Source organism: Rhodococcus sp. Leaf233 (assembly GCF_001426165.1).
In the GTDB taxonomy this organism is placed as follows: Bacteria; Actinomycetota; Actinomycetes; order Mycobacteriales; family Mycobacteriaceae; genus Rhodococcoides; species Rhodococcoides fascians.
In genome coordinates this window covers 216,475-230,780 of sequence record NZ_LMRO01000010.1, presented here as the reverse complement: position 1 = coordinate 230,780, position 14,306 = coordinate 216,475, and the positions used below count along the sequence as shown (strand labels likewise).

15 protein-coding genes are annotated in these 14,306 nt (G+C 66.6%); 9 read left to right on the top strand and 6 right to left on the bottom strand.

The window, feature by feature from the left end; translation table 11 throughout:
* Positions 1 to 45 precede the first annotated feature (45 nt).
* The gene (locus ASH04_RS16715) at positions 46 to 1,503 is read left to right on the top strand and encodes an MFS transporter (RefSeq protein WP_051365127.1); all 1,458 of its coding nucleotides are present in this window, start codon (positions 46 to 48) and stop codon (positions 1,501 to 1,503) included.
* Here ASH04_RS16715 and ASH04_RS16710 read toward each other — a convergent pair.
* Positions 1,466 to 1,906: a ferritin-like domain-containing protein gene (locus ASH04_RS16710; protein WP_057474084.1), complete on the bottom strand. Its 441-nt coding sequence runs from the start codon at positions 1,904 to 1,906 to the stop codon at positions 1,466 to 1,468. The genes ASH04_RS16715 and ASH04_RS16710 overlap by 38 nt on opposite strands.
* Positions 1,903 to 2,412, bottom strand: coding sequence for a hypothetical protein (locus ASH04_RS16705; RefSeq protein WP_057474083.1), 510 nt, complete (start codon positions 2,410 to 2,412; stop codon positions 1,903 to 1,905). The genes ASH04_RS16710 and ASH04_RS16705 overlap by 4 nt, the downstream gene beginning before the upstream one ends.
* Positions 2,413 to 2,597: 185 nt before the next feature.
* On the opposite strand from ASH04_RS16705, the gene rimP reads away from it, so the two are divergent.
* The 8 genes from rimP to ASH04_RS16665 all read left to right on the top strand — a co-directional run bounded on the left by rimP (position 2,598) and on the right by ASH04_RS16665 (position 10,999).
* On the top strand, positions 2,598 to 3,173 hold the full coding sequence (rimP, locus tag ASH04_RS16700; RefSeq protein ID WP_032370966.1) for a ribosome maturation factor RimP: 576 nt from the start codon (positions 2,598 to 2,600) through the stop codon (positions 3,171 to 3,173).
* Entirely contained in the window at positions 3,170 to 4,177 is a 1,008-nt protein-coding gene (gene nusA, locus ASH04_RS16695; protein ID WP_027496745.1) for a transcription termination factor NusA, read from the top strand. Before rimP ends, nusA begins: the two co-directional genes overlap by 4 nt.
* Before the next feature lie 96 nt (positions 4,178 to 4,273).
* The gene (locus ASH04_RS16690) at positions 4,274 to 4,606 is read left to right on the top strand and encodes a YlxR family protein (protein WP_052053323.1); all 333 of its coding nucleotides are present in this window, start codon (positions 4,274 to 4,276) and stop codon (positions 4,604 to 4,606) included.
* A 97-nt stretch (positions 4,607 to 4,703) separates the two neighbouring features.
* Entirely contained in the window at positions 4,704 to 7,637 is a 2,934-nt protein-coding gene (gene infB, locus ASH04_RS16685; RefSeq protein WP_032366434.1) for a translation initiation factor IF-2, read from the top strand.
* 157 nt (positions 7,638 to 7,794) lie between these two features.
* Complete coding sequence (locus tag ASH04_RS16680) at positions 7,795 to 8,085, top strand: DUF503 domain-containing protein (protein ID WP_027496748.1); 291 nt, start codon at positions 7,795 to 7,797, stop codon at positions 8,083 to 8,085.
* Between the two features lie 100 nt (positions 8,086 to 8,185).
* Complete coding sequence (gene rbfA, locus ASH04_RS16675; protein WP_027496749.1) at positions 8,186 to 8,674, top strand: 30S ribosome-binding factor RbfA; 489 nt, start codon at positions 8,186 to 8,188, stop codon at positions 8,672 to 8,674.
* A 1-nt stretch (position 8,675) separates the two neighbouring features.
* Positions 8,676 to 9,674 carry a DHH family phosphoesterase gene (locus ASH04_RS16670; protein ID WP_032366435.1) on the top strand — a complete coding sequence of 333 codons (999 nt, stop codon included), beginning with the start codon at positions 8,676 to 8,678 and terminating at the stop codon, positions 9,672 to 9,674.
* Entirely contained in the window at positions 9,671 to 10,999 is a 1,329-nt protein-coding gene (locus ASH04_RS16665; protein ID WP_057474082.1) for an MATE family efflux transporter, read from the top strand. Before ASH04_RS16670 ends, ASH04_RS16665 begins: the two co-directional genes overlap by 4 nt.
* Before the next feature lie 15 nt (positions 11,000 to 11,014).
* Here the strand turns inward: ASH04_RS16665 and ASH04_RS16660 are convergent, their stop codons facing one another.
* Genes ASH04_RS16660 through ASH04_RS16645 form a run of 4 tightly spaced genes read right to left on the bottom strand, consistent with a single transcriptional unit; the run spans position 11,015 to position 14,108 of the window.
* The gene (locus ASH04_RS16660) at positions 11,015 to 12,109 is read right to left on the bottom strand and encodes a sulfate/molybdate ABC transporter ATP-binding protein (protein ID WP_057474081.1); all 1,095 of its coding nucleotides are present in this window, start codon (positions 12,107 to 12,109) and stop codon (positions 11,015 to 11,017) included.
* Positions 12,106 to 12,915 (bottom strand): ABC transporter permease, encoded by an 810-nt coding sequence (locus ASH04_RS16655; protein ID WP_057474080.1) that lies wholly within the window; start codon positions 12,913 to 12,915, stop codon positions 12,106 to 12,108. The genes ASH04_RS16660 and ASH04_RS16655 overlap by 4 nt, the downstream gene beginning before the upstream one ends.
* A complete protein-coding gene (gene modA / locus ASH04_RS16650) occupies positions 12,912 to 13,697 on the bottom strand; it encodes a molybdate ABC transporter substrate-binding protein (RefSeq protein ID WP_057474079.1) in 786 nt (261 codons plus the stop codon). Before modA ends, ASH04_RS16655 begins: the two co-directional genes overlap by 4 nt.
* Positions 13,698 to 13,709: 12 nt before the next feature.
* On the bottom strand, positions 13,710 to 14,108 hold the full coding sequence (locus tag ASH04_RS16645) for a TOBE domain-containing protein (RefSeq protein ID WP_032372598.1): 399 nt from the start codon (positions 14,106 to 14,108) through the stop codon (positions 13,710 to 13,712).
* Positions 14,109 to 14,306 lie beyond the last annotated feature (198 nt).

The window sequence follows — 14,306 nt, the reverse complement described above, 5'->3', positions numbered from 1 at the left end:
TAAGTAATCATTCGATGCTTACAAACTCGAGACGGGACGTTCGCCATGACCGCTACAGCCTCTCCGCCTGCAGTGCACCCCGCCGCTCGGTCTATTCCGGTGTGGCTGGGAATCGTCGCCGCATCCCTGCCCATGTTCATGGCGACCCTCGACAATCTGGTGATGACCAGCGCGCTGCCGGTGGTTCAGCAGGATCTGAATGCGTCGGTCGGACAGCTGCAGTGGTTCCTCAACGCCTACACACTGAGCTTCGCGACATTCATGCTCACTGCAGCAACCTTGGGCGATCGCTGGGGCAGGCGCGCGGTGTTCCTCGGCGGGATAGCGCTGTTCACCGCGGCCTCCGTGGCCAGCGCGCTCGCCACGAGTCCGGCAATGCTCATCGCCGCGCGGGCGATACAGGGCCTCGGTGCCGCGGCGATCATGCCGCTGTCACTGACTCTGCTCGCAGCTGTCGTCCCGATTGCCAAGCGCGCCATGGCAATCGGAATCTGGGGCGGTGTCTCGGGCCTCGGTGTCGCACTCGGGCCTGTCGTCGGTGGTGCGGTCGTCGACGGTATTTCCTGGCAGGCGATCTTCTGGATCAACGTCCCGGTGGCGCTCGTCGCGGTACCGCTGGCGTACATCGCCCTGACCGAGTCGACCGGACGCAGGCAACCTCTCGATCTACTGGGTGTGGTGCTCGCGGGCGGCGGGGTGTTCTTGCTCGTGTGGGCGGTGGTCCACGGCAACGACGACGGATGGGCATCGACCACCGTGCTCGCGAGCTTCGTCGGCTCTGCGGTGCTTCTCCTCGCGTTCGTCTCCCGAGCATGGCGAACCCCGTTCTCGGTACTGCCGTTGACGCTCTTCCGATCACGCAGTTTCACGCTGGCGAACATCATCGGAATCACGTTCTCGCTCGGCATGTTCGGGGCCGTGTTCCTGCTTGCTCAGTACCTGCAGATAGTGATGCACTACAGCCCGTTCGAGGCGGGCCTTCGCACATTGCCCTGGACCGCCGCGCCTATGGTGGTCGCACCCATTGCGGGTCTCGTGGCCGATCGAGTCGGCCTGCGCGGCTTGTTGGTGTCCGGACTGGCGTTGCAGTCGCTGTCACTGGTGTGGATGGCACTGATCCTCGGACCCGACACCGCCTACCTGTCGATGGTGCCCGCGCTGTTGATGGCCGGAGTCGGCATGGGGTTGACCTTCGCGCCCTCGGCGACCGCAGTGTTGCGAGACATGGACGACGACGATCACGCCACGGCGAGCAGTGCGAACTCCACTGTGCGGGAGGTGGGAATTGCGCTCGGAATCGCCGTCCTGACGGCGGTGTTCATCGGAAACGGAGGATCACTCACCCCCGCTGGATACACCGACGCGTTGGCACCCGCTCTACTCGTAGGCGCAGGGGCGGTGGCGATCGGATTGGTTGCGGCACTGTTCATGCCGGGTCGTTCCGCCGGTCCGGCGGACGACGTGGTCACGGCTGACCGGGAAAAGCCGTCGACGACGGTGTGACGCCGAGGATCTGCTGCCATGTGGCCAGTCTGATCGCGGCCTCGGTCAGTGCCTGGACGCCCATCTCGCGAGTGCCGCCGGATCGACTGCGCTCGACGGCCGAGCGCCACGCCACACTCGTGTCGATCTCTGCCTGAACAGCGAGCTGCACAGCCGAGATCGCATCGGTCACCGGAAACGGAGACGCGTATGCCGGATCGGGCAGGGGCGCTGTGACGCTGGCCGCGCGGAGTGCGTCGATGGTCGAGTCTCGACGCGCTCGGTGTGCCGCGGTGCACGCGGCCACCATGTCTGCTCGGGTCGGGTTGGAGAACGCCGCGACGATCCCGTACGCGAAGACGGCTGCGTACTCGGCGACGAGTGCATCGGAGAGCCCCTGTTGTTCGGGTCCGAGATCGCTCATGCGAGTACCACCTGAGCGAACACCGTGCACGAGGCACTGATCGACCCGAGAAGGCCGGCGCGATAACCGCTTTCGTCGCGGGCGGCGGTCGCCGCACTGCGTGCCGAGGCGGTCAGCGCATCGCGCACCGCGCCGAGATCGGGTGGCGGCGCGGACTGGGCCGCGCTCGTGGTCGTCGTGGCAGTCGCCGACGAGGTGTCGGTGGTCGCTCCGGTAGCCCGGGCGATCTCGGTCTCGAGTGCATCCGCATGTTCGGTCCGCTGGGCCGCGACCACGCCGAGAGCTCCTGCGTAATCGGGAGCGACCGTTGCCGCCGAAGACGCAGCCGCGGCGTCGGAGCGAGCGGAGCGCAACTGTGCCGTCAGAGAATCGAGTGCGGGACCGGAGATTTCCTCCGCGCCGCAAGCCGTGACGGTCGACGCCGTGGCCGCTGTGAGTACGGCGGCACCGGCGAGCCGGAACAACCCACGTCTGTTCAACGAGAGAAGGGCGGTCGGCGTGGGCACCCCGATATCGTGCCAGACCCTCGACCGTGTCGGACCCTCGAGGCGACACGCGCCGTGCCCGTGTGTCGCCTCGGCCGTGCGTGGTCGCGAGCACCACCTGCGGGGCGGTAGTCTGTTGGTTCACCAAACGCGGTCCGGCGCACCTGTGCCGCATTGCCGACAACTACACACGAGGAGTTCGCGACATGCCTGTTCCGTCCCAGGAAAGGGTTGTCGAACTGCTCGGCGACCTGGTTCGAGATCGGGGCTACGACCTCGAGGACGTGAACGTGGTCGCTGCCGGTAAGCACAGTGCCGTGCGCATCATGGTCGACCGTGAAGACGGCGTCGACCTCGACGCGCTGCCGGAGTTGAGCCGGGTGATCTCCGATGTGTTCGACGGCGTGACCGATTTCGGCGAAGCGCCGTACACCCTCGAGGTCACCACTCCCGGAATCGATCGCCCGTTGACACAACCACGGCATTGGCGTCGCGCGCGTGGTCGCAAGGTGCGGATCGAACTCGCCGACGGCAAGGTCGAGGGCCGCGTCGGACTTCTCGACGGTGACTCGGTTGCCCTCGTGATCAAGGACAAGGGAGTTCTCTCGACACGATCGATCGCGCTGGCCGATGTTGTGAAAGCTGTTGTGCAGGTAGAATTTTCGCGGCCGACCGCAGAAGAGATGGATCTTGCGGGCGGCGTGGTGGGCGGTAGGCCGTCACCCGCGAACACCGACGAAATCGTGAATGTGGAAGCACCGGAAGAAGGGTCGGACAAGTGAATATCGATATTGCAGCTCTGCGCGCCATCGAGGCGGACAAGGGCGTTCCGATCGAGATGGTGATCTCGACGATCCAGACCGCGCTGTTGACCGCCTACCGGCACACCGAGGGGCACCAGTCCAACGCGCGAATCGACGTCGATCGCAAGACCGGTTCCGTCCGGGTGATGGCCAAGGAGTTCGACGCCGAGGGCAATCTGATCTCCGAGTGGGACGACACGCCGGAAGGCTTCGGCCGGATCGCTGCCACCACCGCTCGTCAGGTGATTCTGCAGCGTTTGCGCGATGCGGAGCACGAGCGCTCCTTCGGGGAGTACTCGACCCACGAGGGTGAAATCGTCAACGGCGTCATTCAGCGCGATACGCGCGCCAACGCCAAGGGCACCGTCATCGTCCGGATCGGCAGCGAGGCGAACGGGGCCGACGGCCTGCTTCCGCCCGCCGAGCAGGTTCCGGGGGAGACGTACGAGCACGGTGAGCGCATCAAGTGCTACGTCGTCGGAGTCGCGCGGGGCAACCGCGGCCCGCAGATCACGCTCTCGCGCACACACCCCAATCTGGTGCGCAAGTTGTTCGCGCTCGAGGTGCCCGAGATCGCCGACGGTTCGGTCGACATCGTGGCGGTAGCGCGTGAATCGGGGCACCGCTCGAAGATCGCGGTCGCGTCGACGGTCTCGGGCCTGAACGCCAAGGGTGCATGTATCGGGCCGATGGGGCAGCGCGTGCGGAATGTGATGAGCGAACTGGCCGGCGAGAAGATCGACATCATCGACTTCGACGAGGACCCGGCGACGTTCGTCGGGAATGCACTGTCGCCGTCGAAGGTTGTGTCTGTGACCGTGGTGGACGCAGCCGCTCGCGCGGCGCGCGTGGTGGTCCCGGAGTACCAGTTGTCGCTGGCGATCGGCAAGGAAGGGCAGAACGCTCGACTTGCCGCTCGATTGACCGGTTGGCGTATCGACATCCGCAGTGACGCGGCGGCACCCGAGACGACCAGCGCCTAGGGCCGGAATGCGGAGATCGAGGCAATACAGCGGTAGAGTGGTCGATGGTTCGGTAACGACCTCTCCGCTCGGAGACGTGAACGCGAGAATCCGGTTGTGACAAGCCGGCCGATTCGTACATGTGTCGGGTGCAGGGAGCGGGTGCCGGCCGCCGATCTGTTGAGGATCGTGGTTCGAGAAGCTGGTTCGTACGAATTCGCTCTCGTCCCCGACATCCGGCATTCGATGTCCGGTCGTGGTGCTTGGTTGCACTACAACCGAGAATGCCTGCACAATGCGGAACGTCGCCGAGTCTTCGGCCGCGCGTTTCGGATATCGGGAAATGTGGAATCGTCCGCAGTATCGGACGTGCTCGACGAGCACGAACGGCTGCACGGCGAGAACACGACAAGAGCAACACCCGTCGACAAGAACAGGCAACAGCACTGATGAGCACACCGTGAAGCACCAACGATGAACGTCCATCGGAGATAACCCGAGGTCGTGCGGGCACCAAGCCTCGCTCGGCCTCTCAGTGAGGAGAGCAGTGGCAGGCAAGGCCCGCGTGCACGAGTTGGCAAAAGAACTCGGTGTCACCAGTAAGGAACTACTCGCACGGCTCAAAGAGCAAGGCGAGTTCGTCAAGTCCGCATCATCCACAGTCGAAGCCCCCGTGGCTCGTCGACTTCGTGAATCCTTCCCGTCCGCAAACGCGGACGCGCCGGCGTCCGGTGCAGCAGCACCCAACGGTCGCGCAGCAGCAGATCGTGCGTCGGATTCCGCCGCGAAGCCCGGCGCAGCAAAGCCGAGTGGACCTCGTCCCGGACCCAAGCCGGCATCCCGCCCGGCCGAGCCCGAGGCCCCCGCTGCACAGGCACCCGCAGCGCAAGCTCCGGCAGCACAGTCGCCCGCTGAGGTAGCTCCCGCTGCCCCGTCGGCACCGGCCGCTGCGCCCACGCCGGCACCGGCTGCGCCCACCCCTCGTCCGGCAGCACCCGCTGCTCCGGTCGAGCAGGCACCTGCCGCGTCGGCCGAGGCAACAGCGTCGGCTCCGGCCGCCCCCAAGCCCGCTGGTCCTGGCCCCAAGCCCGGCCCGAAGGCTCCGCGCGTCGGAAACAATCCGTACTCGTCGGCTCCGGTGGAACGACCGGCTCCGCGACCCGCTCCCGGTGCCGGTGCTCCCCGCCCCGGCGGCGGACGACCGGCTCCCGGACAGGGTGGACCCCGTCCGGCCGCACCGGCAGGCGGCGCTCGTCCGGCTCCCGGACAGGGCGGCCCCCGTCCCGCACCGGGTCAGGCCGGACCTCGGCCCAGCCCGGGCTCCATGCCTCCTCGCCCCAATCCGGGTGCGATGCCGACTCGTTCGGCACGTCCCGGCCCCGCAGCAGGACGTCCCGGTCGCCCCGGCGGCGCACCGGGTGGACGTCCGGGCGGCGGCGGTGGCGGTGGCTACCGCGGCGGTGGCGCTCCCGGCGCGCCCGGTGGTGCACCGGCAGGCGGCGCTCCCGCAGGTGGCTTCCGTGGCCGTCCCGGCGGCGGTGGCCGTCCCGGTCAGCGTGGCGCAGCCGCAGGTGCGTTCGGTCGGCCCGGCGGAGCAGTCCGCCGCGGTCGCAAGTCGAAGCGGGCGAAACGCGCCGAGTACGAGAGCATGCAGGCTCCCGCAGTCGGCGGCGTCAGGCTGCCCCGCGGCAACGGCGAGACCATTCGTCTCGCCCGCGGAGCATCGCTGTCGGACTTCGCAGACAAGATCGACGCCAACCCCGCTGCACTCGTGCAGGCACTGTTCAACCTCGGTGAGATGGTCACCGCGACGCAGTCGGTCAACGACGAGACGCTGGAGCTTCTCGGCGGCGAGATGAACTACGTCGTGCAGGTCGTCAGTCCCGAGGACGAGGATCGCGAACTGCTCGATTCGTTCGACCTCACCTACGGCGAAGATGCCGGCGGCGAGGAAGATCTCGAGCAGCGTCCCCCGGTGGTCACCGTCATGGGCCACGTCGATCATGGTAAGACTCGACTGCTCGACTCGATTCGTAACACCACGGTGCGCGAAGGCGAGGCAGGCGGAATCACGCAGCATATCGGTGCGTACCAGGTGTTGACCGAGCTCGAAGGCAACGAGCGTCTCGTGACCTTCATCGACACCCCGGGTCACGAGGCCTTCACGGCCATGCGTGCTCGTGGTGCCAAGGCCACCGACCTTGCGATCCTCGTGGTCGCGGCCGACGACGGTGTCATGCCGCAGACGGTCGAAGCCATCAACCACGCCCAGGCGGCCGACGTGCCGATCGTGGTCGCGGTCAACAAGATCGACAAGGAAGGCGCGAACCCGGACAAGATCCGGCAGCAGCTGACCGAATACGGTCTGGTCGCCGAGGAATACGGCGGCGAGACGATGTTCGTCGACATCTCCGCCAAGCAGGGCACCAACATCGATGCCCTCCTCGAAGCGGTGCTGCTGACGGCCGATGCGTCACTCGATCTGCGTGCCAACCCGGACATGGATGCCCAGGGTGTCGCCATCGAGGCACACCTCGACCGCGGTCGCGGTCCGGTGGCCACCGTGCTCATCGCCCGCGGAACGCTGCGCGTCGGTGACTCGATCGTCGCCGGCGATGCCTACGGCCGCGTGCGTCGCATGGTCGACGAGCACGGCGAGGACGTCACCGAAGCGATGCCGTCCCGGCCCGTTCAGGTCATCGGCTTCACGTCGGTGCCCGGTGCAGGCGACAACCTTCTGGTCGTCGACGAGGACCGGATCGCCCGTCAGATCGCCGATCGCCGTAATGCCCGTAAGCGCAATGCTCTGGCGGCCAAGAGTCGCAAGCGCATCAGCCTCGACGATCTCGATGCAGCTCTGAAGGAGACTTCGCAGCTCAACCTGATCCTCAAGGGTGACAACTCGGGAACCGTCGAGGCGCTCGAAGAGGCCTTGCTCGGTATCCAGATCGACGACGAAGTCGAGTTGCGCGTCATCGACCGCGGTGTCGGTGGCGTCACGGAGACCAACGTCAACCTGGCGTCGGCATCCAACGCGATCATCATCGGCTTCAACGTGCGGGCCGAGGGCAAGGCAACCGAACTCGCCAACCGCGAGGGCGTCGACATTCGGTACTACTCGGTGATCTACCAGGCCATCGACGAGATCGAAAAGGCCCTCAAGGGCATGCTCAAGCCGATCTACGAAGAGGTCGCTCTGGGCCAGGCCGAGATCCGCGCGCTGTTCCGTTCCTCGAAGGTCGGAAACATCGCCGGTTGCCTCGTCACCTCCGGTACGATCCGTCGCAACGCCAAGGCGCGCCTGCTCCGTGACAATGCGGTCGTGGCCGAGACCGTGACGATCTCCTCGCTTCGCCGCGAGAAGGACGACGCAGTCGAGGTTCGTGAGGGATACGAGTGTGGTTTGACGGTGACGTACTCCGACATCAAGGTGGGCGATGTCATCGAGGCGTACGAGCTCCGTGAAAAGCCGCGCGACTAGAACAGGTCCGGAGCTGAACAGCTCCGTTCCCGGTCACGTCGGCTCGGTGGTGAAGCCAGGGGAGTGACACTGCACTCCGGGGACGAGCCGGTGGTGGTACGACATATGTACCGCCACCGGCTTTGTCGTCGGAGCTGATCGAAGGGGCGACGTCAGCGTGTATCTGGGTGCTTTGGAGTTGGACGTGTTGTTGGGGGACGTGCGTTCGCTCGCCGAGAAACGGTCGATGGTCGAACCGGTTCTCGGCGATCTGCAGAGGCTGGGAGTGTCTGCCGCCGAAACCGGTGAGCGAGAACGTATTCGGCGTTCGATGTTGGGCGTGGCAGCGGCCGGCACGAACGTCGACCTGTTACACGACAAGCTCGACGAGTGCGAGCGGCACGTCGCCGAGCGTCAGGATCTGGAACTGTTGGCAGTACGCCGGAGAATTTTCGGCCCCGAGGATTAGATCGGGGAGTTCGTCGAACGTGTTCGGCGAATGTTGGAGCGTAATCGCCGAGACGTCGCACTGCAGTGACGTCCGGCCATGAAAGAGGAGTGTGATTGTCGTGGTGGATCAGGCCAGGGCTCGTAAGTTGTCCAAGCGAATCGCCGCTATCGTTGCGACGGCGATCGACCACGAGATCAAAGATCCACGGTTGGCGTTCGTGACCATCACCGACACGAAGGTGACGGCCGACCTGCACGACGCCACGGTGTACTACACCGTGATGGGCGAGGATCTCGATACCCCGCCCGATCTGCAGGGAGCTGCGGCGGGTCTGGAGAAGGCCAAGGGCGTTCTCCGCTCGAAGGTCGGAGCCGGTACCGGTGTGCGGTTCACTCCGACGCTGACGTTCGTGACGGATACCGTCCCCGACACCGCCCGGCACATGGAAGAGCTGCTCGAACGCGCTCGCGCAGCCGACGAGGAGCTGGCTCGCGCCCGGGCGAACGCGAAGCCTGCCGGAGACCCGGACCCGTACAAGGCTCCCCGCGAGGAGTCCCCCGCGGATCGCGGCGATGCAGAAGCCGTCGAGCCAGCCGAAGCCGACTGAGATGTCCGATGGCTCTGGTTCGGAGTTCGAGCTGGACGAGGATCTGGCGCGTGCGATCGAGATGCTCGAGCGCGCTTCCTCGGTGACCGTGCTCTGCCATGTCCAGCCGGATGCCGACACGATCGGCAGCGGATTGGCAATCGGTTCGGTACTCGAACGTCGCGGCGCGCAGGTGCAGGTGGCGTTCGCCGCGCCCGCGTTTCTGCCGCAATCGATGGAAGAGCTACCGAACCGGCATCTGCTGGTGGAGCCGGAGAAGGTGGCCGAATCGGTCGATCTGGTGGTCACCGTGGACGCCGGAAGCCGAGGTCGACTCGGTTCGCTCGGCGAGCGACTCGACTCCGCATCGGAGTCCCTGGTCATCGACCATCACCGGAGTAATACGCGGTTCGGAACACTGAACGTCGTCCACGCGTCCGCCGAATCCACCACGGCCGTGATCGTCCGCCTGCTGGATCGGTGGGGTGTCGACATCGATGCGGACCTGGCGCATCTGCTGTTCGCGGGTCTGGTCACCGATACCGGGTCGTTCCGGTGGGTGCGGCCGGGTTCGCATCTGCTCGCGGAGAGGTTGCTCGCGACCGGCATCGACGGTGCACGTATCGCCCGTCGCCTCCTCGATACGCACCCCTTCGACTGGCTGCCGATGCTCGGGGCGGTACTGGGTTCGGCCGAGTTGCTGCCCGACGCGGCGGGCGGACGGGGGCTCGTGTACGCCGTCATCCGGAGCGAGGATTCGGCCGGTCTGAGGTCGGAGGAGATCGAGAGTGTCATCGACATCGTGCGGACCACCTCCGAGGCGGAGGTGGCCGCGGTGTTGAAGCAGCAGGATTTCGGGTCGGTCTGGGTGGTGTCGCTCAGATCCAAGACGCAGGTGGACGTATCTGCAGTGGCGACCGGGCTCGGCGGCGGTGGGCATCACAACGCCGCGGGCTACACCGCGACCGGTGAGCTCCCCGACGTGATCGATGCGCTGCGTGAGGCCTTGTCGGCGTCGTGAGTTCCACCCCTGTCACGGCTCGCAGAATTCTCGGGCTGTCGCTTCCATCGCTCGGAGTTCTGGCCGCCGAACCCCTCTACCTCCTGTTCGACGCGGCGGTCGTAGGGCGGCTCGGCGCGTTGGCTCTGGCCGGCCTGGCGATCGGGGGGCTCGTCCTCGCTCAGGTCAGCACGCAGCTGACCTTCCTGTCCTACGGAACCACTGCGCGTGCGGCGCGCATGCACGGTGCCGGTCGTGAGCGCGACGCCGTCGGGGAAGGGGTGCAGGCGACGTGGCTGGCGGTGGCGATCGGTCTCGCGATCGTCCTCGTGGTCCAGTTGTTCGCCGCCCCCGTCGTGTCGCTATTGGCCGGTGGCGGTGACATTGCCGCGGAGGCACTGCTGTGGCTGCGCGTGGCGCTGGTGGGGGTGCCGTTCATTCTGATATCGCTGGCCGGGAACGGCTGGATGCGCGGCGTGCAGAACACGACGACACCATTGCGGTTCGTCGTGCTCGGTTTCGGCGTGTCGGCGGTGCTGTGTCCACTCCTCGTCCACGGCCTGCTCGGATTTCCCCGGCTCGAATTGGTGGGCTCGGCCGTTGCGAACGTCATCGGCCAAGGTGTCGCAGGCGCTCTGTTCGTCGGTGCCCTCGGGCGGTCGGGTGCGCCGTTGCGCCCGCGCTGGTCGGTCATGCGGGCGCAGCTGGTACTCGGCCGCGATCTGATCGTGCGCAGTCTCGCGTTCCAGGCGTGCTTCCTGTCTGCCGCAGCGGTCGCGTCGAGATTCGGTGCCGCATCGGTGGCGGCAAATCAGGTGGTGCTGCATCTGTGGAACCTGGTGTCGTTGATGCTCGACTCGTTGGCCATCGCCGCGCAGACACTCGTGGGAGCGGCCCTGGGTGCGGGCAGGACCGAGGATGCGCGTGCGCTCGCTCGCCGGTTGACAGCATGGTCGACGGTCTTCGCGGTGGTCCTGGCGGCGGTGTTCGCCGCCGGGCAGCCGGTCGTCCCGGGATTGTTCACCACCGACGTCTCGGTGATCGATCAGATGCAGGCGATCTGGTGGATCTTCGTGGCGATCATTCCGGTCGCCGGTGTGGTGTTCGCGTTGGACGGGGTGCTGTTGGGCAGCGGCGATGCCGCGTTCTTGCGTAACGCCACGATGGCGTGTGCGATCGTCGGGTTCCTGCCGTTCATCTGGTCGGCCCTGGTGTTCGACTGGGGTGTCGTGGGCATCTGGTTGGGTCTGGGTGTCTTCGTCTGCCTGCGCATGGTCGCGGTCGCCGGTCGAGTGCTGTCGGGTAAATGGCTCGTGACCGGTAGCGATCGGCAACTGCGAGACTGATCGCGTTCGCATGCATCACCGCCGTGACACCAGGGCCGGATGCAGCACCACCTCGCGGCTCTTGACGACGAAGAACACCCGTCGGCCGGGTTCGAGGCCCAGCTCCGATACCGCGGCGGCGGTGATGTCAGCCGCGATACCCGGTGTGCCGTCGGGGTGCGGACGAGCTCGGACGCGGATGCCCGAGCCCTGCACTTCCATCTCCTCGATGACTACTTCGAAGACGTTGCGCGGGCTGGCGTGCGGCGCGGTGAGGTGTACCGAAACCGCAGCGGGGGAGAAGACTGCGACCACCGGCGTCCCGGAACCGTGTTGCCCCGAGCCGTGCACGACGGTGTCCCACGGCGTGCGCAGCGCGGTGGTGTCGCCGACGGTGAGTGCGTGGCCCGAGATCAGATTGACCCCGGCCATGCGAGCACCGAACTCGCTTCGCGGGGCGGTGAGAACGTCGGCGACCGACCCGCGTTCGACGACGCGTCCACCGTCGACGACGGCGACGGTGTCTGCGAGTGCGACGACGTCGAGCAGATCGTGGGTGACTATCAGTGCCGTACGACCGTTCTCTCGGAGTACGGTGCGCAGCAGTCTTCGGATGGCCGGGGCCGTGTCGACGTCGAGTGCGGCGAGCGGTTCGTCGAGCAGGAGGAGTCGGGGATCGGCGGCGAGTGCGCGGGCGATGGCAACCCGCTGAGCTTGGCCCCCGGACAGCTGTGCCGGGCGGCGCTCGGCCAGGTGAGAGGCTCCGACTGCGTCGAGCCACCGATCGGCCACTGCCCTGGCCGTCCTCCGGTCGGCGCCGGAACTACGTGGTGCGAATGCGACGTTCGTCCGTGCGGTCATGTGAGGAAACAGCAGTGTCTCCTGTGCCAGAGTCGCGATGCCGCGGGCGTGCACCGGAACGGCCGTCCCTGCGGTCGTGTCGGTCAGAACGTCCTCGCCCAGGCGGATGATGCCGTCGTCGGGTGGCACCAGGCCCGCGACGAGCTGCAGCAGTGTGGATTTACCTGCGCCGTTCGGTCCCAGGATCGCCGTTGTTTCACCCTCGGCGACATCCAGCTCGAGATCGACGCCCCGGTCCGCGACGGTGGCGCGCAGGTGTAGCGAACTCATGGTGTTCCCGTCGTTCGAGTACCGCGAGCGGCCAGGACCACCACTGCCGCGACGACGACGAGGACGAGCGACAGGGCTATCGCTGCGTCGGGGTCGGACTCGCGTTGCAGATAGATTTCGAGGGGCAGGGTTCTGGTCACTCCCTCGAGAGAACCGGCGAACGTCAGCGTCGCGCCGAACTCTCCCAGTGCGCGCGCGAACGCGAGAACGATTCCGGACGTCAACCCGGGCAGGATCAAGGGGAGGGTGACGCGGCGCAGGACCGTCGTAGGGGCTGCGCCCAAGGTAGCGGCCACCACGTCGTATCGGTCCCCGGCAGTGCGCAGCGCGCCCTCGACGCTGACCACCAGGAAGGGCAACGACACGAAGGCCTGGGCGAGCACCACGGCCGTCGAGGTGAACGCGATCCGGATTCCGACGGCATCGAGATGTTCGCCCAGTAGCCCCTGGCGACCGAACGTGTAGAGCAAGGCGATACCGCCGACCACCGGGGGGAGCACCAGTGGGAGGACGACGAGGGAACGCAGCGTCGACAGACCGCGAAACGAACTGCGGGCGAGGACCGTTGCCATCGGCACACCCAGGAGCACACACAACACCGTGCTCGCCGAGGCCGTCTTCAGACTCAACAGCAGTGCGGCTACTGCGGACTCGGACGTGATGAGCCCGAAGAAGTTCGTCCAGTCGATTCGGGTGAACATCGCGGCCAACGGCGCGACGACGAGAAGCGCTCCGGCAGCGGCAGGGACGAATATCCATCCGGGTACACCGACGGTCGGACCTGTGCCCGCGGCGTGCCCGGTCACGGTGCCGCGAAACCGGCCTGCGTCAGCACTTCACGGCCGACCGGTCCGGCGACGAAGTCGGTGAAGGCGCGGGCCGTGTCCACGTTGTCGGATCCGCTCAATGCTGCGATCGGATAGGTGTTGACCGCCCCGCTCGATTCCGGGAAAGGCACGGCGGTGACGGCGTCTGCGGCCCCCGTTGCATCGGTGACGTACACCAATCCGGCGTCGGCCTGACCGGAGGTGACCTTGCCCAGAACGTCGGTGACGGACGACTCCTCGCTGACTGCCGGGATGTCGGTTCCGGTGGCGTTCTCGACGGCTGCCGTGGCCGCGCCGCACGGCACCTGCGGCGCGCAGATCACCGTCAGCACATCGGGTTTCGCCAGATCGGCGAACGACCGGACGGCCTTCGGGTTACCCGGGGCAGTGACGATGGTGAGGGTGTTGGAGGCGAAATCGACCGGGTCGCCGGCGACGAGGCCGGCATCGACGATCGTGCTCATGTTCTTGGTATCGGCAGAGGCGAACACGTCGGCAGGTGCACCGTTGACCAGTTGCGCGGCCAGATCGGAGGAGCCCGCAAAGCTGAAATCGACGGTAGTGCCGGGATGTTCCTGCTCGAAGCGGGTGCCGAGGGCGGTGAACGTCGAGCGCAGTGATGCCGCCGCGAACACGGTCAGCGTGCTCGAACCCCCGTCCTGCGGAGGGTCCTCGGCAGCGGGGTCGGCCGCGCACCCTGCAAGCATCAGGGCGACCGCGACCAGAGCACCGTGAACCGCTCGAATGTTTTTCACTGACATCGTCCTTCGGTTCTAGGGAGTTTCGACAATGACGGTCGTGGCCTTGACGACCGCGACGGTGATGGAGCCCGGTTCGAGCCCCAATTCCTGGACCGATCGGGTGCTCATCAGGGACACGATGGTGAACGGCCCACACTGCATGCGGACCTCGCTCATGACCGCGTCGGAGACCACGTCGGTGACCAGCCCCACGAGTCGGTTCCGGGCCGAGCTACCGCCCGATGCCACCTCGGGCGGGGGAGCGGCGTGCTCGCGGGCGTACTGCGCGAGAGCGCGCGCGTCGACGACCTTGCGGCCCGTCTCGTCGTCGCGGGAGGGCAGGGTCCCGCTGTCCATCCACCGGCGGACGGTGTCGTCGCTGACTCCGAGCAGTGCGGCGGCGTCGCGTACCCGTATCGGCGGTGCCGTCATCGCACGATGCCGTTTCCTGCACCTATCCGCAAAAGCGTCATAGATGGCACCATATACCCGAATCTGCGGTCGTTGGTGCGTGGACCCTCCTTTCGGAGCCGTCCGACGAACCGCAGCGGTTCACCCCGCGTGCACCGCTGCGGAATCTCCGGGGAGTATTGGAGGTTGGTACGTTCTCGGGCGGTTGTGGCGATTCGA

What these genes read in the sequence shown, in the direction of transcription:
- ASH04_RS16710 (WP_057474084.1), bottom strand. Translation starts at nt 1,906, where the DNA reads ATGAGCGATCTCGGACCCGAACAACAGGGGCTCTCCGATGCACTCGTC.
- ASH04_RS16715 (WP_051365127.1), top strand. Translation starts at nt 46, where the DNA reads ATGACCGCTACAGCCTCTCCGCCTGCAGTGCACCCCGCCGCTCGGTCT.
- ASH04_RS16670 (WP_032366435.1), top strand. Translation starts at nt 8,676, where the DNA reads ATGTCCGATGGCTCTGGTTCGGAGTTCGAGCTGGACGAGGATCTGGCG.
- modA (WP_057474079.1), bottom strand. Translation starts at nt 13,697, where the DNA reads ATGTCAGTGAAAAACATTCGAGCGGTTCACGGTGCTCTGGTCGCGGTC.
- rimP (WP_032370966.1), top strand. Translation starts at nt 2,598, where the DNA reads ATGCCTGTTCCGTCCCAGGAAAGGGTTGTCGAACTGCTCGGCGACCTG.
- ASH04_RS16660 (WP_057474081.1), bottom strand. Translation starts at nt 12,109, where the DNA reads ATGAGTTCGCTACACCTGCGCGCCACCGTCGCGGACCGGGGCGTCGAT.
- ASH04_RS16645 (WP_032372598.1), bottom strand. Translation starts at nt 14,108, where the DNA reads ATGACGGCACCGCCGATACGGGTACGCGACGCCGCCGCACTGCTCGGA.